This window comes from Mycobacterium seoulense (assembly GCF_010731595.1).
Classification (GTDB): Bacteria; Actinomycetota; Actinomycetes; order Mycobacteriales; family Mycobacteriaceae; genus Mycobacterium; species Mycobacterium seoulense.
In genome coordinates, this window is sequence record NZ_AP022582.1 from 3,643,572 (window position 1) to 3,666,580 (window position 23,009).

At 67.6% G+C, this 23,009-nt stretch carries 24 protein-coding genes; 12 read left to right on the forward strand and 12 right to left on the reverse strand.

Going from position 1 to position 23,009, the window contains the following annotated elements:
* Positions 1-9: 9 nt before the first annotated feature.
* The 4 genes from G6N37_RS16855 to G6N37_RS16870 form a co-directional block, all read right to left on the reverse strand.
* Positions 10-852 (reverse strand): MlaE family ABC transporter permease, encoded by an 843-nt coding sequence (locus tag G6N37_RS16855; protein WP_083167805.1) that lies wholly within the window; start codon positions 850-852, stop codon positions 10-12.
* 7 nt (positions 853-859) lie between these two features.
* Positions 860-1,624 carry an MlaE family ABC transporter permease gene (locus G6N37_RS16860; protein ID WP_083167801.1) on the reverse strand — a complete coding sequence of 255 codons (765 nt, stop codon included), beginning with the start codon at positions 1,622-1,624 and terminating at the stop codon, positions 860-862.
* A gap of 236 nt (positions 1,625-1,860) precedes the next feature.
* On the reverse strand, positions 1,861-2,775 hold the full coding sequence (locus G6N37_RS16865) for a 3-oxoacyl-ACP reductase (protein WP_163682096.1): 915 nt from the start codon (positions 2,773-2,775) through the stop codon (positions 1,861-1,863).
* Between the two features lie 43 nt (positions 2,776-2,818).
* A complete protein-coding gene (locus G6N37_RS16870) occupies positions 2,819-3,010 on the reverse strand; it encodes a ferredoxin (protein ID WP_083167786.1) in 192 nt (63 codons plus the stop codon).
* 202 nt (positions 3,011-3,212) lie between these two features.
* Here G6N37_RS16870 and G6N37_RS16875 point away from each other — a divergent pair, with 202 nt between their 5' ends.
* From G6N37_RS16875 to G6N37_RS16895, 5 genes are all read left to right on the forward strand, one after another.
* A complete protein-coding gene (locus G6N37_RS16875; protein ID WP_083167781.1) occupies positions 3,213-4,391 on the forward strand; it encodes an acyl-CoA dehydrogenase in 1,179 nt (392 codons plus the stop codon).
* 36 nt (positions 4,392-4,427) lie between these two features.
* Positions 4,428-5,525, forward strand: coding sequence for an acyl-CoA dehydrogenase family protein (locus G6N37_RS16880; RefSeq protein WP_163682098.1), 1,098 nt, complete (start codon positions 4,428-4,430; stop codon positions 5,523-5,525).
* A 14-nt stretch (positions 5,526-5,539) separates the two neighbouring features.
* A complete protein-coding gene (gene fadD17, locus G6N37_RS16885; RefSeq protein WP_163685126.1) occupies positions 5,540-7,084 on the forward strand; it encodes a long-chain-fatty-acid--CoA ligase FadD17 in 1,545 nt (514 codons plus the stop codon).
* A complete protein-coding gene (locus G6N37_RS16890) occupies positions 7,071-7,295 on the forward strand; it encodes a hypothetical protein (RefSeq protein WP_163682100.1) in 225 nt (74 codons plus the stop codon). The genes fadD17 and G6N37_RS16890 overlap by 14 nt, the downstream gene beginning before the upstream one ends.
* Positions 7,296-7,405: 110 nt before the next feature.
* Complete coding sequence (locus tag G6N37_RS16895) at positions 7,406-8,119, forward strand: serine hydrolase (RefSeq protein ID WP_163685127.1); 714 nt, start codon at positions 7,406-7,408, stop codon at positions 8,117-8,119.
* Here G6N37_RS16895 and G6N37_RS16900 read toward each other — a convergent pair.
* From G6N37_RS16900 to G6N37_RS16915, 4 genes are read right to left on the reverse strand one after another with little or no spacing between them, the layout of a single operon-like run.
* On the reverse strand, positions 8,105-9,655 hold the full coding sequence (locus G6N37_RS16900; protein ID WP_163682102.1) for an acetolactate synthase large subunit: 1,551 nt from the start codon (positions 9,653-9,655) through the stop codon (positions 8,105-8,107). The two genes, G6N37_RS16895 and G6N37_RS16900, sit on opposite strands and share 15 nt — an antisense overlap.
* Positions 9,652-10,476, reverse strand: coding sequence for an amidohydrolase family protein (locus tag G6N37_RS16905; RefSeq protein ID WP_163682104.1), 825 nt, complete (start codon positions 10,474-10,476; stop codon positions 9,652-9,654). Before G6N37_RS16905 ends, G6N37_RS16900 begins: the two co-directional genes overlap by 4 nt.
* A 26-nt stretch (positions 10,477-10,502) precedes the next feature.
* Positions 10,503-11,270 carry a fructosamine kinase family protein gene (locus G6N37_RS16910; RefSeq protein ID WP_163682106.1) on the reverse strand — a complete coding sequence of 256 codons (768 nt, stop codon included), beginning with the start codon at positions 11,268-11,270 and terminating at the stop codon, positions 10,503-10,505.
* Positions 11,267-12,925, reverse strand: coding sequence for an acyl-CoA synthetase (locus tag G6N37_RS16915; RefSeq protein ID WP_163682109.1), 1,659 nt, complete (start codon positions 12,923-12,925; stop codon positions 11,267-11,269). Before G6N37_RS16915 ends, G6N37_RS16910 begins: the two co-directional genes overlap by 4 nt.
* 64 nt (positions 12,926-12,989) lie before the next feature.
* Here G6N37_RS16915 and G6N37_RS16920 point away from each other — a divergent pair, with 64 nt between their 5' ends.
* Positions 12,990-13,814, forward strand: a complete 825-nt coding sequence (locus G6N37_RS16920; RefSeq protein ID WP_163682110.1) for a crotonase/enoyl-CoA hydratase family protein — start codon at positions 12,990-12,992, stop codon at positions 13,812-13,814.
* A gap of 189 nt (positions 13,815-14,003) precedes the next feature.
* On the opposite strand, the gene G6N37_RS16925 is transcribed toward G6N37_RS16920, so the two are convergent.
* Genes G6N37_RS16925 through G6N37_RS16935 form a run of 3 tightly spaced genes read right to left on the reverse strand, consistent with a single transcriptional unit; the run spans position 14,004 to position 16,997 of the window.
* A complete protein-coding gene (locus G6N37_RS16925) occupies positions 14,004-15,194 on the reverse strand; it encodes a cytochrome P450 (RefSeq protein ID WP_163685129.1) in 1,191 nt (396 codons plus the stop codon).
* An 11-nt stretch (positions 15,195-15,205) separates the two neighbouring features.
* Positions 15,206-15,922 carry an acetoacetate decarboxylase family protein gene (locus G6N37_RS16930; protein WP_163682113.1) on the reverse strand — a complete coding sequence of 239 codons (717 nt, stop codon included), beginning with the start codon at positions 15,920-15,922 and terminating at the stop codon, positions 15,206-15,208.
* Positions 15,923-15,965: 43 nt separating this feature from the next.
* Entirely contained in the window at positions 15,966-16,997 is a 1,032-nt protein-coding gene (locus G6N37_RS16935; RefSeq protein ID WP_163682115.1) for an LLM class F420-dependent oxidoreductase, read from the reverse strand.
* A 64-nt stretch (positions 16,998-17,061) separates the two neighbouring features.
* On the opposite strand from G6N37_RS16935, the gene G6N37_RS16940 reads away from it, so the two are divergent.
* Genes G6N37_RS16940 through G6N37_RS16955 form a run of 4 tightly spaced genes read left to right on the forward strand, consistent with a single transcriptional unit; the run spans position 17,062 to position 20,739 of the window.
* On the forward strand, positions 17,062-18,057 hold the full coding sequence (locus G6N37_RS16940) for a Zn-ribbon domain-containing OB-fold protein (protein WP_179961852.1): 996 nt from the start codon (positions 17,062-17,064) through the stop codon (positions 18,055-18,057).
* A gap of 14 nt (positions 18,058-18,071) precedes the next feature.
* Positions 18,072-19,136 carry a thiolase domain-containing protein gene (locus G6N37_RS16945; RefSeq protein WP_163682116.1) on the forward strand — a complete coding sequence of 355 codons (1,065 nt, stop codon included), beginning with the start codon at positions 18,072-18,074 and terminating at the stop codon, positions 19,134-19,136.
* Positions 19,136-20,335, forward strand: a complete 1,200-nt coding sequence (locus tag G6N37_RS16950) for a thiolase domain-containing protein (RefSeq protein ID WP_163682118.1) — start codon at positions 19,136-19,138, stop codon at positions 20,333-20,335. Before G6N37_RS16945 ends, G6N37_RS16950 begins: the two co-directional genes overlap by 1 nt.
* Positions 20,332-20,739: a nuclear transport factor 2 family protein gene (locus G6N37_RS16955; protein ID WP_163682121.1), complete on the forward strand. Its 408-nt coding sequence runs from the start codon at positions 20,332-20,334 to the stop codon at positions 20,737-20,739. Before G6N37_RS16950 ends, G6N37_RS16955 begins: the two co-directional genes overlap by 4 nt.
* On the opposite strand, the gene G6N37_RS16960 is transcribed toward G6N37_RS16955, so the two are convergent.
* Positions 20,736-21,260, reverse strand: a complete 525-nt coding sequence (locus G6N37_RS16960; RefSeq protein ID WP_163682123.1) for a gamma carbonic anhydrase family protein — start codon at positions 21,258-21,260, stop codon at positions 20,736-20,738. The two genes, G6N37_RS16955 and G6N37_RS16960, sit on opposite strands and share 4 nt — an antisense overlap.
* A 126-nt stretch (positions 21,261-21,386) precedes the next feature.
* Here G6N37_RS16960 and G6N37_RS16965 point away from each other — a divergent pair, with 126 nt between their 5' ends.
* Both G6N37_RS16965 and G6N37_RS16970 read left to right on the forward strand, forming a co-directional pair.
* Positions 21,387-22,544: a Rieske 2Fe-2S domain-containing protein gene (locus G6N37_RS16965; protein ID WP_163682125.1), complete on the forward strand. Its 1,158-nt coding sequence runs from the start codon at positions 21,387-21,389 to the stop codon at positions 22,542-22,544.
* Positions 22,545-22,549: 5 nt separating this feature from the next.
* Positions 22,550-23,008, forward strand: coding sequence for a hypothetical protein (locus G6N37_RS16970; protein ID WP_163682126.1), 459 nt, complete (start codon positions 22,550-22,552; stop codon positions 23,006-23,008).
* The last annotated feature ends 1 nt before the right edge of the window (position 23,009 follow it).

Consider the following 23,009-nt stretch of genomic DNA (forward strand, 5'->3'; position numbering starts at 1 on the left):
GCGGTCCTCTTACCCGGAGAGGTTGAAGTTACCGGACGCGCCGTAGACAGCGAGTGAGATGAACAGGGTGATGACGACGACGACGATCAGCGAGGTCCGCACGGCCTGACCGACCGCGATCCCGACGCCGACCGGCCCGCCGCTGGCGTTGTAGCCGTAATAGGTATGGACGAGCATCACCGCGATGGACATGACGATCGCCTGCAGGAACGACCACAGCAGGTCCGACGGGATGAGGAAGGTATTGAAGTAGTGGTCGTAGAGGCCTTTGGACTGCCCGTTGATGTACACCGTGGTGAACCGGGCGGCGAAGAACGCGGCCAGCACCGACAGCGAATACAGCGGGATGATCGCGATGAGGCCGGCGATCAGCCGGGTGGACACCAGATAGGACACCGATTCCACCGCCATGCATTCGACCGCGTCGATCTCCTCGGACACCCGCATGGCGCCCAATTGCGCGGTGGCGCCGGCGCCGATCGTGGCCGCCAGCGCGATGCCGGCGATCACCGGCGCGACCACCCGGACGTTCAGGAACGCCGACAAGAAACCGGTCAGCGCCTCGATGCCGATGTTTCCCAACGAGGAGTACCCCTGCACGGCGATGACCCCGCCGGACGCCAACGTCAGGAAGGCCGCGACGCCGACCGTGCCGCCGATCATGACCAGCGCCCCGGCGCCCATCGTCATCTCGGCGATCAGCCGAACCGTCTCTTTGCGGTACTTGGTGATCGCGTGGGGCACGTGACGCACTGTTTGGCCGTAGAACAAGGCCTGCTCACCGAAGTCGTCGACCGGCTCCTGGAACCGTAGGGCGAGGTTGCGCAGCCGGTAGGTGACGTCGTAGCTCATCGAGTACTCACTTCGCCGAGATCCGCACACCGATGGCCGTCATCACCACGTTGATGACGAACAGACAGATGAACGCGTAGACGACGGTTTCGTTGACCGCGTTGCCGACGCCCTTGGGGCCGCCCTTGACGGTCAGCCCGCGGTAGCAACCGACCAGCCCGGCCATGACCCCGAACAGCAGCGCCTTGACCTCGGCGAGCACCAGTTCCCGCAGACCGGTCAGGACGGTCAACCCGTTGATGAACGCCCCGGGGTTGACGCCCTGCAGGAAAACGGAGAACACGTAGCCACCGGACAAACCGATGGCGCACACCAGGCCGTTCAGCAAGAGCGCGACGACGGTGGAGGCCAGCACGCGGGGAACCACCAGCCGGTGGATCGGGTCGATGCCGAGCACCCGCATCGCGTCGATCTCCTCGCGGATGGTGCGCGCACCCAGGTCGGCGCAGATCGCCGTGGCTCCCGCACCGGCCACGACGAGCACGGTCACCACCGGACCCAACTGGGTGATGGTGCCGAACGCCGTTCCGGCGCCGGACAAGTCGGCGGCGCCGATTTCGCGCAGCAGGATATTGAGGGTGAACGCCACCAGGACGGTGAACGGGATCGACACCAGCAGGGTCGGGACCAGCGACACGCGCGCGATCATCCAGGTCTGTTCCAGGAACTCGCTCAACTGGAACGGCCGGCGAAAAGTCTCGCGGCCGGTGTCGATCATCATTTCGAAGAACCCGCCGACGGCACGGGCGGGAACCGCAAGTTGTTGCATCAACTCGACTACCCCCCTCGGCTGCTCGCGGCGAAGGCTATGCGTCGCCTTTGCGCTTTCTTCCGTCGCATGCGGCTCGGTGTGAGCCGGATCATATTAACTCAGAACAAGTTAACGGTGTCAATGAAGAGCATTTCTTTGTCCAAAACGTTAATTTGCCAGGTCAGACGGCGTTACTGCATTCCAAACTGACACACGTTCTACCTGCTGATTCCCCCCCACAAAGTAACCTCAGACGGTTATTGCTCCATCAGTCCGACCGCGGAAAAGTTCCGCTCCGGATCCCGCCCAGCAAAGTACTCGCGCAGCGTTGCGCCCAGTTGTGCGGGGTCCCAGGCCGGCCCCTCGGCGCTGAATTGGTGCTCCGCGGTCGGCGCCGCAACCAGTGTCACCCGCGGCCCGTAAACAATAAAGACCTGACCGTTGACTTCTGCGGCGGCCGGCGATGACAAGAACTTGACCAGGCTGACGACGTGCTCGGGCGACAGCGGGTCGACCCCGCCCGGCTCCACTTCCGGTGCGGCACCGAAGACGTCGGCCGTCATGGCGGTGCGGGCGCGCGGACAGATCGCGTTGGCGCACACGCCGTAGCGGCCCAGCGCCCGGGCGGCGGTCAGGGTGAGCGAGATGATGCCGGCCTTGGCGGCGCCATAGTTGGCCTGACCGACCGGGCCGACCAGCCCCGCCTCCGACGCGGTGTTGACCAGGCGGCCGAAGACGGTTCCCCCCGCTTCCTTGGCCTTCGAGCGCCAGTAGGTGGCCGCGTTGCGGGTCAGCAGGAAGTGGCCACGCAGATGCACGGCGATGACCAGATCCCATTCCTCGTCGGACATGTTGAACAGCATCCGGTCGCGGGTGATCCCCGCGTTGTTGACCACCACGTCCAGCCCACCCAGGCTGTCGGCCTGGGCGACCAGCTCGTCGGCGGTCGCGCGTTCGCTGATGTCGCCGGCGACCGCGACGGCCTTCGAACCCGCCGAGTTGATCTCGTCGATGACGTCGGAGGCATCCAGCGCGGCCGCGATGTCGTTGACCACCACGGTGGCGCCGAGCCGGGCCAGGCCGAGAGCCTCGGCGCGCCCCAGTCCCGCGGCGGCACCGGTCACCACCGCGACCCTCCCGGACAGATCGGTCGCGTTCGTACTGCTAGTCAATTTATGAATACCTCTAGTTTCTGGTGGCGCACTCGGGCTCGGGTTACTCGCCCCGCAACAGCGCGGCGCGCGGGCATTCGGCGATCGCCCGCTCGGCCAGCTGCTCCTGGTCGGGTGGAATCGGGTCGAGCTTCACGACCGCGTAATCCTCGTCGTCCAGATCGAAGATATCCGGCGCGATTCCCATGCACACGGCGTTGCCTTCACACCGGTCACGGTCGACGATCACCCGCACAGCACCCTCCTTGCACCTGGCCTTCAACCTGAGGACACGCCCCATCAGTATGTAGGTCCACCATAGGGCCCCGATACCGCTGGGGAAACGGTCGCTGGAATCTCAGACTAGAACGTGTTACAACCGGGAAGACGAATGGGTAGTTGTCGGCCGAGTAACGTCGGCTAATCGAGGCGTGTCACGTTAACAAAGGACGGCTGGAATGCGCATCAGTTATACCCCTGAACAAGAGGAGCTGCGTCGCGAACTGCGGTCGTACTTCACCACGCTTATGACGCCGGAGCGCCGCGAGGCGCTGAGCTCCGTCCAGGGCGAGTACGGGACGGGCAACGTCTATCGCGAGACCGTCGCGCAGATGGGCAAGGACGGGTGGCTGACCCTGAACTGGCCCAAGGAGTACGGCGGGCAGGACCGCTCCCCGATGGACTCCCTGATCTTCACCGACGAGGCGGCCATCGCCGGCGCCCCGGTGCCGTTCCTGACGATCAACAGCGTGGCGCCGACGATCATGGCGTTCGGCACCGACGAGCAGAAGAAATTCTTCCTGCCCAAGATCGCCGCCGGTGAGCTGCACTTCTCCATCGGCTACTCGGAGCCGGGCGCCGGCACCGACCTGGCCAACCTGCGCACCACCGCGGTGCGCGACGGTGACGACTACGTCATCAACGGCCAGAAGATGTGGACCAGCCTGATCGCCTACGCCGACTGGGTCTGGCTCGCGGTCCGCACCAACCCCGAAGCGAAGAAGCACCGCGGCATCTCGATGCTGGTCGTGCCGACGACCGCCGAGGGTTTCTCCTGGACACCCGTGCACACCATGGCCGGGCCGGACACCAGCGCTACCTACTACTCCGACGTGCGGGTGCCGGTGACCAACCTGATCGGCGAGGAAAACGGCGGCTGGAAGCTGGTGACCAACCAGCTCAACCACGAGCGCGTGGCCCTGGTGTCGCCGGCGCCCATCTTCATGGCGCTGCGCGAGGTCCGCGAATGGGCGCAGAACACCAAGGATTCCAGTGGCGCCCGCCTGATCGACTCGGAGTGGGTGCAGATCAACCTGGCCCGCGTGCACGCCAAGGCCGAGGTGCTCAAGCTCATCAACTGGGAGCTGGCGTCGTCGGCCAACGACTCGCTGGGGCCGGCTGACGCGTCGGCGGCCAAGGTGTACGGCACCGAGCTGGCCACCGAGGCCTACCGGCTGCTGATGGAGGTGCTGGGGACCGCGGCGACCGTGCGCCAGGATTCGCCGGGCGCTCTGCTGCGCGGCCGGGTCGAGCGGATGCACCGCGCCTGCCTGATCCTGACCTTCGGCGGCGGCACCAACGAAGTGCAGCGCGACATCATCGGGATGGTCGCGCTGGGACTGCCCCGGAACCGCTGAGTACCGCTGACCCCCTCTCTTTAAGGACGAACATCGATGGATTTTTCGACAACAGAAGCGGCGAACGATCTCGGTGGCCTGGTCGACACGATCGTGAACTCGGTGTGCACGCCGGAGCACCAGCGTGAACTCGACAAGCTCGACCAGAGGTTCGACCGCGAGCTCTGGAGCAAGCTCATCGACGCCGGCATCCTGACCAGCGCCGCGGCCACCTCGGTCGGCGGCGACGGATTCGGGGTGCTCGAGCAGGTCGCGATCCTGGTGGCGTTGGGTCATCAGCTGGCGGCCGTTCCGTATCTGGACTCGGTGATGCTGGGTGCCGGCGCGCTGGCCCGCTTCGGCACCGAAGAGCTGCAACAGGATTGGGGCACCCCGGCGGTCAGCGGCGAGAAGGTCCTCGCCGTCGCGCTCCTCGGCGAGATGGGTGAGGGACCGGTGCAGGCCACCCGCGCCGGTGACGGCTACCGCCTCACCGGCACTCGCACCCAGGTCGGTTTCGGGCCGGTGGCCGACGCGTTCCTCGTTCCGGCCGAGACCGATTCCGGCACAGCTGTTTTCCTTGTCGCCGCCGATGATCCCGGGGTTTCGGTGACCGCGATGGAGACCACCGGCCTGGGCAGCGTCGGGCACCTGGCGCTGGACGGTACCGGAGTGGACGGAGCGCGGATGGTCGGCGGCGCCGAGGTCGTCGTCTGGCTCGACACGCTCGCGGCTCTGGGCCGCAGCGCCTTCCAGCTCGGAGTGCTGGAACGCGGGTTGCAGCTCACCGCCGAGTACGCCCGCGAGCGCGAGCAGTTCGATCGCCCGATCGGCAGCTTCCAGGCGGTGTCACAGCGGCTGGCCGATGGCTACATCGACGTCAAAGGCTTGCGGCTCACGCTCACTCAGGCGGCGTGGAAGGTCTCCGAGGATGTCCCGGCCGACATCGACGTGGCCAGCGCCGCGTTCTGGGCCGCCGACGCGGGGCACCGGGTGGCGCACACCATCGTGCACGTGCACGGCGGCGTCGGGGTGGACACCGATCACCCGGTGCACCGCTACTTCCTGGCCGCCAAGGAGGCCGAGTTCGCGTTGGGCGGTGCCACCGGTCAGCTGCGCCGGATCGGTCGCGAGCTGGCCGAAACCCCTGCCTAGGCGCGTCGTTGAGCCTGCCTGCCGATCCGACGGTCACCAAACTGCTGGTACCGCTTGCCGAGATCGACGACCGGGGCGTCCACTTCGAGGACTCGTACACCAGCTGGCGCGATCACCTGCGCCACGGTGCCGCGATCGCGGCGGCGCTGCGCGCCCGCCTCGACCCGGCCAAGCCACCACACGTCGGGGTGCTGCTGGAGAACACCCCGTTCTTCTCGGCGATGCTGGCGGCGGCCGGCATGTCCGGGATCGTGCCGGTGGGGCTCAACCCGGTGCGCCGCGGCGACGCGCTGGCCCGCGACATCGCCCACGCCGATTGCCAAGTGGTGCTGGCCGACTCGAATTCGGCCGCCGCGCTGGGCGACATCGCCCACGTGGACGTCGATTCCACCGAGTGGGCCGACGAGGTGGCCGCGCATCGGGATGCCGAGCCGCGTTTCCGATCCGCGACGGCCACCGACCTTTTCATGCTGATCTTCACCTCGGGCACCAGTGGCGAGCCGAAGGCGGTGAAGTGCAGCCACGGCAAGGTTGCGATCGCGGGGGTGACGATGACCCAGCGATTCGACCTCGGGCGCGACGACGTCTGCTATGTGTCGATGCCGCTCTTTCATTCCAACGCGGTGCTGGTCGGCTGGGCGGTGGCGGCGGCCTGCCAGGGCTCATTGGCGTTGCGGCGCAAGTTCTCGGCATCCAACTTCCTGCCGGATGTGCGCCGCTTCGGCGCCACCTACGCCAACTACGTCGGCAAGCCGCTGTCGTATGTGCTCGCCACACCCGAGCGGCCCGACGACGCGGACAACCCCCTGCGAGCGGTGTACGGCAACGAGGGTGTGCCCCGCGATGTCGAACGCTTCGCGCGCCGGTTCGGCTGCGTCGTGCAGGACGGCTTCGGTTCCACCGAGGGCGGGGTGGCGATCGCGCGCACCCCCGACACCCCGGACGGGGCGCTGGGACCGCTGCCCGAGGGCGTCGAGATCGTCGACCCCGACACCGGTGAGCCCTGCGCGCCGGGAGTCGTCGGCGAGTTGGTGAACACCGCCGGGCCGGGCCGATTCGAGGGTTACTACAACGACGAGGCCGCCGAGGCCGAGCGGATGGCGGGTGGGGTGTACCACACCGGCGACCTCGCCTACCGGGACGACGACGGCTACGCGTACTTTGCCGGGCGGCTTGGTGATTGGATGCGGGTCGACGGCGAAAACCTGGGCGCCGCCCCGATCGAGCGGGTGCTGCTGCGCCACCCCGACGTGACGGAGGTGGCCGTGTACGCGGTGCCGGATCCGGTGGTCGGTGACCAGGTCATGGCCGCGGTGGTGATGACGCCCGGGGCCGAATTCGACGCCGAGAAGTTCCGCGGATTCCTGGCCGGACAGCCCGACCTCGGGCCCAAGCAGTGGCCGTCGTACGTCAGGGTCAGCCGGCAACTCCCCCGCACGGTGACCTTCAAGGTGCTCAAGCGCCAGTTGGCGGCGCAGGGTGTCGACTGCGAAGATCCCGTGGTACGGATCCAGCCGCAAACGGCGAGGGGAAGGCCGGTGCTTGATGAAGATACGTGAGGTGATCGCCGGGGCCGCCCTTGTCGCGTCCCTCGGCGCTGCCGCGTTCGGGTTCGGTGCCGGTGGCGCGGCGGCGGAGCCGGCGCCACCCCCGCCTCCCCTGCCGCCGCCACCGCCGCTGGTGTGGGCGCCGCAGATGCCGGAACGCGAACCGTGGCAGCCTCCCCCGCAGGAGGAGTCACCACCGCTGCCGCCGCTGCCGCCCAGGTAGCGGCGCGCCGTCGCCCGTCTCGCGCTGCGCGTTGCGACTGTCGACGATAATGCGACGGGGCACCGACATGCCGGACCGAAGGAGGCGCGATGGTTGGTCCTGATCAGCGCATGACTTCTCGGCCCCTGGAGACCGCGCTCGAAGCGAGCTTCGATCAGCTGTCCGCCGCCGTGGCGGCGGACGTCGGCGTCGCGATCGCCCGACCGGATCGCACCTACTCGCTGGGCCGCTGGTGGTCCGGTGTCGCATGGTCGACGATCAAGGTGCCGCTGGCGATCGCGGCGCTGCGCAGCGATTGGCTGCGCGCCAAGGATCTCGCGGTCAAGGCGATCACGGAATCCGACAATCGTGCATCCGAGCAATTGTGGTCCCACTTGGGCGATCCGGAGGAAGCGGCACGGCGCGTGCAAGGTGTGATCGCCGAAGGCGGTGATACCGCCACGGTGGTCGAATCGCGCCGGCTTCGGCGGGGATATACCGCGTTCGGGCAAACGCAGTGGACCCTGCAGCGGCAGGCCCGGTTCGCGGCCGAGCTGGCTTCGATCCCCGGTTCGGCCGACGTGATCGATCTGATGCAGCGGCTCACCAGCGGCCATCGCTGGGGGCTCGCCGCCAAAGGCTTTGCCGCGAAAGGCGGTTGGGGGCCCGGGATCAACGGTGACTACCTGGTGCGGCAGTTCGGGATCGTGCCCACGCCGTCGGGAAACTGGGGCGTGGCGCTGGCCGCCAGGGTGCACGACGGCGTGTTGGAGACGGGCGTCGACGTCGTGAACACGATGTCGGACTGGGTCCTCAGCCGACTCCCCGGCCTAGCCCGTTATTGACGGCACCACGGCGTCGATCAGGTGCGGGCCCGCCTCGTTCAAGGCGCGACGCAGCGCGTCGGCGAGTTCCTCGGCGGTGGTGACGCGCCGCGCCGGCACTCCCATCCCCTCGCTGATCTTGACGAAATCCATTGTGGGGCGCGACAAGTCGAGGAGGTCAAGCGCCTTGGGGCCGGGAGCCGATCCCGCCCCTACCCGTGCCAACTCGATCCGCAGGATGTCGTAGGCGCTGTTGTCGTAGATCACCGTGGTCACGTTCAGGTTTTCCCGCGCCTGGGTCCACAGCCCGGAGATCGTGTACATCGCCGACCCGTCGGATTCCAGGCAGAGCACCGGGCGGTCGGGGGCGGCCACCGCGGCGCCCACCGCGGCCGGGATGCCGTACCCGATCGCACCGCCGGTCAGCGTCAGCCAATCGTGGGCCGGCGCTCCCGCCGTGGCCTGGGCGAGCAGCACACCGGAGGTGTTGGACTCGTCGACCACGATCGCCCCCTCCGGCAGCAGCGCCCCGACCACGTCGGCCGCCGACGCGGACGTCAGGGCACCCGTCGGCAGTTGCGGCCGCGCCGCATCCGCGACGGGCGCCACGGTTCCGGGCGCCACCTCGTCGGCCACCGCGGCCAGCGCCTCGGCGGCACCGCTGTGCCCCGCGAGCAGATGCACCTCACAGCCGGCCGGGACGAGGTCGCTGGGCATGCCCGGGTAGGCGAAGAAGGACACCGGCGACTTCGCGCCCGCCAGCACCAGATGCTTGGCGCCGTCCAGCTGGGCGGTGGCGGCCTCGGCGAAATACGCCAGTCGCTCGACCGCGGGGACGCCCGCGCCGCGCTCCAGCCGCGCCGGGAACGTCTCGCACAACAACCGGGCCCCGGTCGCCTGCGCGATCCGAGCGGCGGCGGCGAGGCCAGGCCCGCGGGTGGCGTCGCCACCGATCATGAGCACCGTGGGTTCCCCCGAACGCAGCACCTCGATGGCCTCGAACGCCAACCGGGGCTCGGCCCCCGCGGGTTGCGCGGGCAGGGCGCCGGCCGCTTGCGCCCCGTCCGACCAGGACACGTCGGCGGGCAGGATCAGCGTCGAGATCCGCGGGCCGGAGCGGCTGGCCGCGATCGCCTCTGCGGCGTCGGACGCGACGTCGGCGGTGTGTTCGGTGCGGCGCACCCACCCCGAGACCGTGCCGGCCAGCGCGTCGATGTCGGATTCCAAAGGGGCGTCGTACTTCTTGTGATAGGTGGCGTGGTCGCCGACGACCACCACCATCGGCACCTGGGCGCGCCGGGCGTTGTGCAGGTTCGCCAGACCGTTGCCCAGTCCGGGCCCCAGGTGCAGCAGCACCGCCGCCGGCCGACCGGCGATGCGGGCGTAGCCGTCGGCCGCCCCGGTCGCGACACCCTCGAACAGGGCCAGCACGCCGCGCATTCGCGGCACGGTGTCCAGCGCGGCCACGAAGTGCATCTCCGAGGTGCCCGGGTTGGCGAAGCACACGTCGACGCCACCGTCGACCAGGGTGTTGATCAGGGCCTGGGCACCGTTCACGTGACTGCCTCCAGTTTGAAAACGCGTTCGGCGTTGGCGTGGAGAAAGTCGCGGCGCCCGTCCTCGCTGAGCCCGAGTTCGTCGAGGGCCTCCAGCGCGCGGAGCGGCGCGATCATCGGATAATTGGTGCCGAACAGCACTTTGCGTTGCCCCGTACCGGTTTTCATGAACCGGACGAGCTCCGGCGGCAGCCGCTTGAGGGTATAGGCCGACGTGTCGATGTAGACGTTCTCATGCTTGCGGGCCACGGCGACCATCTCCTCGGTCCACGGGTAGCCGACGTGCCCGCACACGATCACCAGTTCCGGGAAGTCCAGGGCCACCTGGTCGATGTACGGGATCGGACGGCCGGTCTCCGAGGGCCGCAGGGGACCGGTATGACCCACCTGGGTGCAAAACGGCACCCCGGACTCCACGCACTGGGCGTACAGCGGGTAGTAGCGGCGATCGGTGGGCGGTGCCTCCCATAGCCACGGCACCACCCGGAGGCCGACGAAGCCGTCGCCGACCCGTCGCCGCAGTTCGCGGACCGCCTCCATCGGGCGGTCCAGGTCCACGGTGGCCAGGCCCGCGAACCGCTTCGGGTGCAGGCTGATCCACTCGGCAACCTCGTCGTTGGAGATCAGATCCTGGCCGCGTGGACCGCGCCACGCGCTGAGCAAGCCGAGTTGGATCCCGGCGGCGTCCATCGATGCGACGGTCATCTCGATGGGGATCTCGGTGTCCGGAATGGACCCACCGGTCCAGCGCCGCAGCGAGGCCAGCATGTCGCTGCCCAGGAATCGCAGCGTCGGGTGCTGCATCCATACGTCGATCGTCATTGCGACGACTGTAAGCCACCGAAAGATTAGGCGGCCAACGCGCTGCGCGCGGCGGCATGTGTCTGCCGCGCGTAGCCCGAGCCGAACAACACGACGTGCGCCAGCAGCGGGAACAGCTGGTGCAGCCCGACGCGGTCGCGCCAGCCCGGTCCCAGCGATCGCACCCGCTGGTAACCGTCGAGGACTGCCTCGAGGTGCGGGCACCCGAACAGTGCGAGCATCGCCAGGTCGGTCTCGCGATGGCCGGCGTGGGCGGCCGGGTCGATCAGTACCACCCCGTCGGGCGTCCACATCACATTGCCGCCCCACAGGTCGCCGTGGAGCCTGGCCGGCGGGTCGTCGTCGTCGAAGTCGCCCGCGCGACAGCGCGCTACCACCGAATCGATCGCACGGCGGGTGGCAGCGTCCAGCCGCGCCGCGGCGAGCTCGGCCATCGGCGCCAACCGCTCCTCGGCGTAAAACTCGCCCCAGCGCGCGTGCCGGCACAGCGACATCGGCAACGGCTGCGACAGCGGCCCGAAGAATCCGGCCCCGTCCCAGCCGTCCGGCCCGGCGCCGAACGCCGGGGCGCCCGCGTGGTGCATGACCGCGAGCCGGCCGCCGAACGCGAGGGCCGCCTCGCGGGTCGGTGTCACCGAATCAAGCCGCCGCAGGGTCAGGCTCGTCGAGCCGACGGAAATCACCTGTGCGCACGGCACGCCACCGTCGACGGCCGAAAGCCAGCGCAGCCCCGCGGCTTCCCAGGCGAAGTAGCCGGCCGGGGCCCCCGGGTGTTGCTTGACGAAATCGGTCAAGCGCTCACGTGAGCGGCGTGCACGTCGTCGGCGGGCCGCGCCTCGGTCTGGTCCTTGGCCCAGCGGTAATCCGGTTTGCCCGCGGGCGAGCGCTTGACCTCGTCAACCAGCCAAAGGCTGCGCGGCACCTTGTATCCGGCGATCTCGGAGCGCACGAAGCGGTCCAGTTCGGCCAGCGTCGGCCGGGACCCCGGCCTCGGCTGCACGACGGCGGCCACGTGCTGTCCGTAGCGCGGGTCGGGCACGCCGACCACCAGCGCGTCGAAGACGTCGGGGTGGCCCTTGAGCGCCGCCTCGACCTCTTCGGGATAGATCTTCTCGCCGCCGCTGTTGATCGACACCGAGCCGCGGCCCAGCATCGTCACGGTGCCGTCCTCCTCGACCATGGCCCAGTCGCCCGGGATCGCGTAGCGGACACCGTTGATGGTCTTGAACGTTTCGGCGGTCTTCTTCTCATCCTTGTAGTAGCCGACCGGAATGTTGCCCTTCTTGGCGATGAAGCCGCGCACCCCGGAGCCGGGCTTGACCTCGTTGCCCTCCTCGTCGAGCACGACGGTGCGGTGGTCGATGGTCACCCGCGGGCCGCTGCTGTGCGGCGCGTCCTTGGCGACGATGCTGGTGCCGCCGAATCCGGTCTCCGAGGAGCCGATGGAGTCGGTGATGACCCGGTTGGGCAGCAGCTCGAGGAGCTTCTCCTTGATGCTCGGCGAGAACAGCGCCGCGGTGCTGGCGAGCAGGAACAGCGACGACAGGTCGTATGCTTCGCCTTCTGCCCCTTCCTGTGCTGCCAGCAGCGCGTCGAGCAGCGGGCGCGCCATCGCGTCGCCGGTGAAGAACAGCAGGTTCACCTTGTGCTCGTGGATCGTGCGCCACACCTCGTCGGCGTTGAATTCCGGTGCGAGCACGGTGGTTTGGCCGGAGAAGATGGACATCCAGGTGGCCGACTGGGTGGCACCGTGGATCATCGGCGGAATCGGGTAGCGCACCATCGGCGGGTTGGCGGTCGCCCCCTTGGCCAGGTCGTACTCGTCCTTGACGAATTCGCCTGTGGCGAAGTCGGTTCCGCCCAACAGCACGCGGTAGATGTCCTCGTGGCGCCACATCACGCCCTTCGGGAAGCCGGTGGTGCCGCCGGTGTAGAGCAGGTAGATGTCGTCCGCGCTGCGCTCGCCGAAGTCGCGCTCGGGCGAGCCCTGCGCGATCGCCGAGTAGAACTCGACGCCGCCGTAGCGCTGGTAGTCGTTGTCCGAGCCGTCCTCGATGACCAGGATCGTCTTGACGTCGGGGGTGTCCGGCAGCACGTTGGCCACCCGGTCGGAGTACTGCCGCTCGTGGACCAGCGCGACCATGTCGGAGTTGTCGAACAGGTAGCGGAGCTCACCCTCGACGTAGCGGTAGTTGACGTTCACCAGGATGGCGCCCGCCTTGACGATGCCGAGCATGGCGATGACGATCTCGATGCGGTTGCGGCAGTACAGCCCGACCTTGTCGTCCTTCTTGACGCCCTGATCCATCAGGTAGTGCGCCAGCCGGTTGGCCTTCTCCTCCAACTCGGCGTAGGTCAACTTCTCGTCGCCGCAGATGAGGGCGACACGGTCAGGCACAGCGTCGATGGCGTGCTCGGCAAGATCGGCAATATTCAGGGCCACGGCCACCAAATTAGAACGTGTTACATTTCTTGACAAGCTCACCCCCAACGTCGACCGAAAGGCGGTAGCCGTGGCATCGCACAATGGTGAGGCCCCAGCAAACGAGCAATCCGGTCCCGACGCGCTGGTGGAACAGCGTGGTCACACCCTCGTCGTCACGTTGAACCGGCCGCACGCCCGCAACGCGCTGAGCACCGAAATGATGGAAATCATGGTGCAGGCCTGGGACCGCGTCGACAACGATCCGGACATCCGCTGCTGCATCCTGACCGGCGCCGGTGGCTACTTCTGCGCCGGCATGGACCTCAAGGCGGCAACCAAGAAGCCGCCGGGTGAGTCGTTCAAGGACGGCAGCTACGACCCGTCGCGAATCGACGCCCTCCTCAAGGGCCGCCGGCTGACCAAGCCGCTCATCGCGGCCGTCGAGGGACCCGCGATCGCCGGCGGCACCGAGATCCTGCAGGGCACCGACATCCGCATCGCGGGCGAGAGCGCCAAGTTCGGCATCTCGGAGGCCAAGTGGAGCCTGTACCCGATGGGCGGGTCGGCCGTGCGGCTGGTGCGGCAGATCCCCTACACGGTCGCGTGCGACCTGCTGCTGACCGGCCGGCACATCACCGCCGCCGAGGCCAAGGAGATGGGCCTGATCGGGCATGTGGTGCCCGACGGGCAGGCGCTGTCCAAGGCGCTCGAGATCGCCGAGATCATCGAGAACAACGGCCCGCTGGCCGTGCAGGCGATCCTGCGGGCGATCCGCGAGACCGAGGGCATGCACGAGAACGAGGCCTTCAAGATCGACACCCAGATCGGCATCAAGGTGTTCCTGTCCGAGGACGCCAAGGAAGGCCCGCGGGCGTTCGCCGAGAAGCGCAAGCCCAACTTCCAGAACCGCTAGGCCGACGGGCTTTAGTCACACCCACCACACCAGCCTCTGCGCCGGGCGACCGACTTTTTGCCCGCCTCATAGCGACAAATCGTTGGCGCCCCGCGCGTACGTCGCACCCGTATCGGTGATTGTCGCTATGAGGCGGGCACATCGGCTGTCGCCTCCGCCAGGGGCCAGTGGTGCCGCTGTGACTGGGCGTCAGCCCATCGGCGCGCTCGGCGTGAACGCCACCGGCATCTTCTCCAGGCCCGAAACGAAGTTGGCCGGCCGCAGCGGCAGGTCCGCATCGGAGGCCAGCCGCATGTCCGGGAGGCGCTGCAGCAGGCGTGACTGCATGATCGACAGCTCCAGCCGGGCGAGCTGGTTACCGAGGCAGAAGTGCGTCCCGAAGCCGAAGGCGAGGTGGTTGTTCGGGTAGCGCTCCATGTTGAAGGTCTCCGGGTCGTCGAAGACCTTCTCGTCGAAGTTCGCCGACTCGAACAGCAGGATCATCTTCTCGCCCTGGCGCAGCTGGGTGCCGTGAAATTCGGTGTCCGCGGTGACCGTGCGTGCCATGTTCTTCACCGGCGCGGTCCAGCGGAGCATCTCTTCGATCGCGTTGGGCAGCAGGCTCAGGTCGCCGGCCAGGCGCCGGTGCTGATCGGGATGCAACAGCAGCTGCCTCGTCCCGCCGGACAGCGTGTGGCGCGTGGTCTCGTCGCCGCCGATCAACAGCAGCAGCACCTCGGTGACGATCTGGTGGTCCTCGAGCCGCGAGCCCTCGACCTCCGCGTGCACGAGGACGCTGACCAGGTCGTCTGTCGGTTCGGACTTGCGGGCCTCGATCATGCCCATCATGTACTGGCTGTAGGCCGCGAAAGCGTCCATGGTGACCTGGAAATCCTCTTGCGCCGCCGTGCTGCTCAGGAAGCTCACCAGGTCGTCGGACCACTTGAGGAACATCTTGCGCTCTTCGGGCCGCACTCCGAGCATGTCGCCGATCACGGCCATCGGCAGGGGCGCCGCGAGGTCCCAGACGAAGTCACACTCGCCGCGTTCACACACCGCGTCGATCAGTGTGTCGCACAGCGAAACGATCTTGGCTTCAAGGTCTTTCACGCGCTTGCGGGTGAAGCCGGAGTTGACCAGCTTGCGGCGCAACAGATGTTGCGGATCGTCCATCTCGATCATCATCTCGACGCCGTCCTGGTCGGGCCGAATGCCGCCGGCGTTCGAGAACAGCTCGGGGTTGCGTTCGGCCTCGATCACCGCCTGATACGTCGAGGCGGCGGCCAACCCCTTGCGGTCCCGAAAGACCGGTTCGTGCTCGCGCATCCACCGGTAGACGGACCGCGAATCGCCCGCGTAGAAGGCGCCGTCGGTCAGGTCGACGTCTGGCCTGGTCTCCAATTGCGTGGAAGTCATGAGATCTCCTGGGCATCACCGAAGGACATTTGGACGTGGTCGACGGAGCTGGATACCAAAGCACGCTTCGGAAGACCCAGCGACGCAAGCTCTTTGGCGTACGGATGATCACCGAGTCGGATGCTCACCCCGCCGAATCGGGTGCGCACGCCATCCAGGGTGTGTTCGAAGGTGGTTTCGCGGGTGATCCCGTCGCGGTGCGAGTAGGTGCGCTGCTCTTGCCGGCGCGGGGTCAGCCGAAACGGCAGGCCGCGGCGAAATTCCATGCCGATCACCGGTTGGCCTTCGATGCTGAGGTCGAAACCGAACTGACGGCCTTCTCGAACGGTGAAGTCGCCCATCACCTTCGGGTAGCCCCAGATCTTGGTTCCCGCCTCCAGGGTGAACGCCTGGTCGACGGGGAGGTGGTGGATGAACGCGCCGGCCGACTGCAGCGCCCGCAGCCCCCTCTCCTCCGATCCGGGTGGGTTGACCATCACGCTGGTGCCGAACTCGTGGTACTGGCCGAGGTCGCCGTCGATGTAATGCATCAACATCAGCACCACGATCGCGCGGCCGGGAAGGTAGCGGCAGACCCGCAGGCCGCTGTAGTCGATCATCTGCTGCGCGGCGTCGGCGTCGACGGAGAACATCGCCATATGTTGATTTGCCGTGCGGATCTGCACCGGCATCGTGAGTACCGTGCCCGCGATGGTGTGCTGCGAGGCTGTCATCCGGCCAATCTAGAACGCGTTCTAATCCCCTGGCAAGGATCGGCTAGATCAGCGTGGCGAGCTCCCTGATCTGCGCCTCGTTGCGTCCGTTAACCACCATCATGGTCACGCCGGCGGCCTCCCAGACCTTGACCTGCTCACGGACGTAGTTGATGTCACCGACGATCGCGGCGTCGTCGACGACCTCGTCGGGGATGATCGACGCCGCCTTGTCCTTCTGGTTGCTGCGGAACAGCTTGGTCACGTCGTCGACCACCTCGGCGTAGCCCATCCGGCGGTACACGTCGGCGTGGAAGTTGGTGTCCTCGGCGCCCATACCGCCCATGTAGAGGGCCAGGTAGGGCTTCATGGCAGCGAAGGCGGCGGCCCGGTCGTCGGTGATCACGATGTTGGCGGTCGCGCAGATCTCGAAGTCCTCGCGGCTGCGTCGCGCCCCGGGCCGCGCGAACCCCTCGTCGAGCCATTCGTTGTAGGTGTCCGCCATCCGCGGTGTGTAGAAGATGGGCAGCCAGCCGTCGCAGATCTCGGCGGCCAGCGCCACGTTCTTCGGGCCCTCGGCGCCCAGCATGATCGGGATGTCGGGGCGCAGCGGGTGGGTGATCGGCTTGAGCGGCTTGCCCAGGCCCGTCGTCCCCTCCCCGGTCAGCGGCAGCGGGTAGTGCGGTCCGTCGCTGATCACCGGCTTCTCCCGGGCCCAGACCTGCCTCATGATGTCGATGTATTCGCGGGTGCGGGCCAGCGGCTTGGGGAACGGCCGCCCGTACCAGCCCTCCACCACCTGCGGCCCGGAGACGCCGAGCCCGAGGATGTGCCGGCCCCCGGACAGGTGGTCGAGCGTGAGCGCGGCCATCGCGGTTGCGGTCGGGGTGCGCGCGGACAGCTGGATCACCGAGGTGCCCAGCCGGAGCCGGCGCGTCGAGGCGCCCAACCACGCCAGCGGCGTGTACGCGTCCGAACCCCACGCCTCGGCGGTGAAGACCGCGTCGAACGCGGCGTCCTCGGCCGCAGCGACGAGCTCCGCGTGATTCTCCGGCGGCTGAGCGCCCCAATACCCGAGCTGCAACCCCAGCTTCATGTCACTGACCCTTCCGGCCGACCCGATGTTGAAACCGTTCTTAGAACCTGTTCTACTCGATGGCGTGACAGCCAGCTCGAGCAGCCCGACCTTGACGGATCACCCTGAGCCACCGCTCTCCGCGCCACTGACGTTGTCTTTCGACTACACCCGTTCAGTCGGCCCCACGCTGAGCAAGTTCTTCACCGCGCTGCGTGAGCGCCACATCCTGGGGGTGCGCGGATCCGATGGCCGAGTACACGTTCCGCCGGCGGAATATGACCCGGTCACCTACGAGCCGCTGGGCGAGATGGTACCGGTGTCCAGCGTCGGCACCGTCGTTTCCTGGACGTGGCAATCCGAGCCGCTGGAGGGCCAGCCGCTGGACCGCCCGTTCGCCTGGGCGCTGATCAAGCTCGACGGCGCGGACACCTCGCTGATCCACGCGGTGGACGCCGGCGAACCGAACGCCATCAAGATCGGGTCCCGGGTGCACGTGCACTGGGCCGACGAGCCGGTCGGCGCCATCACCGACATCGCCTACTTCGCGCTCGGTGAGGACGCCGAACCGGTGTCCGAACAGGCGGCGGGCGAACAAGACCCGGTGACCATGATCGTCACGCCGATCTCGCTGACGATTCAGCACACCGCCTCCCATGAGGAAAGCGCCTACCTGCGCGCCATCGCGCAGGGCAAACTGCTCGGCGCTCGCACCGGCAAGAACGGCAAGGTTTACTTCCCGCCGCACGGCGCGGACCCGGCCACCGGCCAGCCGACCACCGAGTTCGTCGAGTTGCCGGACAAGGGCACCGTGACGACGTTCGCGATCATCAACATCCCCTTCCAGGGGCAGCGCATCAAGCCGCCGTACGTCGCGGCCTACGTGCTGCTCGACGGGGCCGACATCCCCTTCCTGCATCTGGTCGCCGACGTCGACGCGCACGAGGTGCGGATGGGCATGCGTGTCGAGGCGGTATGGAAACCCCGCGAGGAATGGGGCTTTGGCATCGACAACATCGAGTACTTCCGGCCGACGGGGGAACCCGACGCCGACTACGACACCTACAAGCACCACCTGTAAAGGGCCTACCTGTAATGAGCGCTCGCAACGTTGCGGTGGTCGGTTTTGCCCACGCGCCGCATGTCCGCCGCACCGACGGCACCACCAACGGCGTCGAGATGTTGATGCCGTGCTTCGCACAGCTCTATGAGGACCTCGGCATCACGAAAGCCGACATCGGTTTCTGGTGTTCGGGGTCGTCCGATTATCTTGCCGGACGGGCTTTTTCGTTCATCTCGGCGATCGACTCGATCGGCGCCGTCCCGCCGATCAACGAATCGCATGTCGAGATGGATGCGGCGTGGGCCCTGTACGAGGCCTACATCAAGCTGCTGACCGGCGAGGTCGACACGGCCCTGGTCTACGGTTTCGGAAAGTCCTCGGCCGGGATCCTGCGACAGATCCTGTCGCGGCAGACCGACCCGTACACCGTGGCCCCGTTGTGGCCGGACTCGGTGTCCATGGCGGGGCTGCAAGCCCGCATGGGGCTCGACTCCGGGAAGTGGACCGAAGAGCAGATGGCGCGTGTGGCGTTCGACTCCTTCGCGAATGCCCGCCGGGTGGACTCCGTGGAGCCGGCGATCAGCATCGAGGAATTGCTCGACAGGCCGTTCTTCGCCGAGCCGCTGCGCCGCCACGACATCGCGCCGATCACCGACGGCGCCGCCGCCGTTGTGCTCGCGGCGGGCGAGCGCGCGAGGGAGCTGCGCGAAAACCCCGCCTGGATCACGGGAATCGAGCACCGCATCGAAACGCCGTCGCTGGGTGCGCGTGACCTCACCGAGTCCGCTTCCACCAAGGCGGCGGCCCAGGCGGCCACCGGTGGCAGGACCGACAAGCTGGACGTGGCCGAGATCTGCGCGCCCTTCACCCACCAGCACCTGATCGTCGAGGAAGCCATCCGGATACCGGGGCCGACGAAAGTCAATCCTTCGGGCGGCGCGCTCGCCGCCAACCCCATGTTCGTCGCGGGCCTGGAACGTATCGGCTTTGCGGCGCAACATATCTGGGACGGGTCGGCCGAACGGGTGCTCGCGCACGCCACCAGCGGACCCGCGTTGCAACAGAACCTGGTCGCGGTCATGGAAGGAAAGAACTGATGGCCGGTGCAGGACCCAACCTCGCCGCGGTACTTGGTACCGGACAAACGAAGTACGTCGCGAAGCGACAAGACGTCTCGATGAACGGCCTGGTCCGCGAGGCGATCGACCGCGCACTGGCGGATTCCGGTTGCACCTTCGACGACATCGACGCCGTCGTCGTCGGCAAGGCGCCCGACTTCTTCGAGGGCGTGATGATGCCGGAGCTGTTCATGGCAGACGCCGTGGGGGCCACCGGCAAACCGCTGATCCGGGTGCACACCGCGGGTTCCGTCGGCGGGTCCACCGGGGTGGTGGCCGCCAGTCTGGTCCAGTCCGGCAAGTACCGGCGCGTGCTGGCGATGGCCTGGGAGAAGCAGTCGGAGTCGAATGCCATGTGGGCGTTGTCGATTCCGATTCCCTTCATCAAGCCGGTGGGAGCGGGCGCGGGCGGGTATTTCGCGCCCCACGTGCGGTCCTACATCCGCCGGTCGGGCGCACCGTTGAATATCGGTGCCATCGTCGCCGTCAAGGACCGGCTCAACGGGGCGCGCAATCCGTTGGCCCATCTGCATCAGCCGGACATCACCGTCGAGAAGGTGATGGAGTCCCCGATGCTGTGGGACCCGATCCGCTACGACGAGACCTGCCCGTCGTCTGACGGTGCCGCCGCTGTCGTGATCGGCAACGAGGAGGCCGCCGAAGCCCGCCTGGCGCACGGGGAACCGGTCGCGTGGATCCACGCGACCGCACTGCGCACCGAGCCGCTGCAGTTCTCCGGCCGCGACCAGGTCAGCCCGCAGGCCGGGCGCGACGCGGCCGCCGCCCTGTGGAAGGCGGCCGGCATCACGAGCCCGATCGACGAGATCGACGCCGCGGAGATCTACGTGCCGTTCTCATGGTTCGAGCCGATGTGGTTGGAAAACCTCGGGTTTGCGCCCGAGGGCGAGGGCTGGAAGCTTACCGAAGCCGGCGAGACGGCGATCGGCGGGCGGCTGCCGGTCAATCCGTCGGGCGGTGTGCTGTCGTCGAACCCGATCGGCGCCTCCGGCCTGATTCGGTTCGCCGAGGCGGCGATCCAGGTGATGGGCAAAGGCGGGGATCACCAAGTCCCCAACGCCCGCAAGGCGTTGGGGCACGCCTACGGTGGCGGCTCGCAGTACTACTCCATGTGGGTGGTCGGGGCGGACAAGCCCACACCGGAAAAAGTCGGCGCGTGAGCGAGCACCCAGCGCACGAGGCCGGCCGGCGGTCGCGCGAGGCGGTCATCGCCAGGGACAAAGAGGCGTGGCTGGCGGTGTTCGCCGACGATGCCATCGTGGAGGACCCGATCGGGCCGTCGGCCTTCGACCCGGAGGGCAGGGGCCACCGGGGCCGCGACGCGATCTCGGCCTTCTGGGACAAGGCCATCGCCCCCACCACCAAAATCGAGTTCGTCTTCCGCGACACCTACCAATGCGGCAACGAGGAAGCCAACGTCGGGCACATCCTCATCACCCATGGCGAATACCAGGTGACCGCCGAAGGCGTGTTCACGTACAAGGCCAACGACGAGGGCAAGATGACCGCCCTGCGCGCGTACTGGGAGATGGACCGCGCGGCAGCGTCGGCCAGGAAGGTCTAAAGCGGCTCGAGCCCGGCCAGGTGTCGCTGCGCCAGTTCGCGGTAGGCCTGGGGGTTCACCTTGACCCACATCTCCGCGCCCGTTCCGGCGACCGGACCCTTGATCTGCGCCGGCGCGCCGACCGCCAGCATCCCGGCCGGAATCTGGGTGCCGGCCGTCACCAGCGAGTGGGCCGCGATCAGGCTGCCCGCGCCGATCACCGCGCCGTCGAGGACCGTGGCGTGGTTGGCGATCAGGGCCTCGGATCCGACGTGCGCCCCGTGAATGCAGCACAGGTGCGCCACGGTGGCGCCGGGGCCGATGTCGACCGGGATGCCGGGCGGGGCGTGCAGCACGGACCCGTCCTGCACGTTGGCGCCCTCCCGCACCACGATGGGCCCGTAATCGCCGCGCAGCACGGTGTTGAACCACACCGACGCACCGGCCTCGACGACAACGTCGCCGATCAGGGTGGCGGTCGGGGCGACAAATGCGGTCGGATCGACCCGCGGCGCATGACCCTCGAAAGCGAACAGCGGCATCGTCTAGATATACCCCGAGCGCGCATGCGCCGCGGGTATCCGCAGCCAGACGCGCCGTCATTGCGCAGCCCCGCCGCAAAACTGTAACGTGTTCTAGTTAGAGGGCCAGTGAGTTGGAGGTGACAGGTGAGTACCGACACCAAGGCGGTCGGCATCCGGGAGATCGATCCCGGCGCATTGCCGACGAGGTACGCCCGGGGCTGGCATTGCCTGGGTGTCGCGAAGGACTTCCAGGACGGTAAGCCGCACTCGATCGAGGCGTTCGGCACCAAGCTCGTGGTCTTCGCCGACTCGCACGGGGACCTGAAGGTGCTGGACGGCTACTGCCGGCACATGGGTGGTGACCTGTCGGAGGGCACCATCAAGGGCGACGAGGTGGCCTGCCCGTTCCACGACTGGCGCTGGGGCGGTGACGGCCGCTGCAAGTTGGTGCCGTACGCCAAGCGCACGCCCAAGACGGCGCGCACCCGCTCGTGGACGACCGATGTGCGCGGGGGCCTGCTGTTCGTCTGGCACGACCACGAACAGAACCCGCCGGATCCGGCGGTCCGGATCCCCGACATCCCGGAAGCCGCCAGCGACGAGTGGACCGAATGGCGGTGGAACCGCGTCCTCATCGAGGGGTCGAACTGCCGCGACATCATCGACAACGTCACCGACATGGCGCACTTCTTCTACATCCATTTCGGATTGCCGACGTACTTCAAGAATGTCTTCGAGGGCCACATCGCGTCGCAGTACCTGCACAACGTGGGGCGGCCGGACGTCAACGACCTGGGCACCTCCTACGGCGAGGCGCACCTTGACTCCGAGGCGTCGTACTTCGGGCCGTCGTTCATGATCAACTGGCTGCACAACAGCTACGGCGGCTACAAGGCCGAGTCGATCCTGATCAACTGCCACTACCCGGTGACCCAGAACTCGTTCATGCTGCAGTGGGGAGTCATCGTCGAAAAGCCCAAGGGCATGGACGAAGAGATGACCGACAAGCTGTCGCGGGTGTTCACCGAGGGTGTCAGCAAGGGCTTCCTGCAGGATGTCGAAATCTGGAAGCACAAGACCCGCATCGACAACCCGCTGCTGGTCGAGGAGGACGGCGCCGTCTATCAGCTCCGCCGCTGGTATCAGCAGTTCTATGTCGACGTCGCCGACATCCAGCCGGAGATGGTGGAACGTTTCGAGATCGAGGTCGACACCACCCGCGCCAACGAGTACTGGAACGCCGAGGTCGAAGAGAACCTCAAGGCCAAAGAGACTGAAGACGTTCCCGCGGAACAACACTGACACCCATGCCCGACGACCAGCCGGCTGTTCCCGACGTCGATCGGCTCGCGCGCTCGATGCTGTTGCTGCACGGCGACCATCACGACCACGACGAGCGGCAGGCCAGCTCCGACCGCACCGGCGGCGGATCCTGGTCGAAGTCAAGCGATTTCAGCGGCGATCCGCAACGCGCCGCCGCCGTCGCCGAGGCCAGCCGCGCCGACCGCGAGCGCTACCTCAGCTCGGGGCTGCTGCCGGTGGACTGCCGGTTCTGCCATGTAACGGTCACCGTCCGGCGGCTCGGCCCGGGCCACACCGCGGTGCAATGGAACACCGAAGCGTGGCAGCGCTGCGCGCACTTCAGCGAGGTCCGCAATTCCGGTGGTGATACCGCGCGCACCCGATCGTGCCCCAAATTGAGCGACAGCATCGAGCACGCGGTCGCGGAAGGCTACCTGGGCGAGCCCGTGCCCGAGAACGACTGAT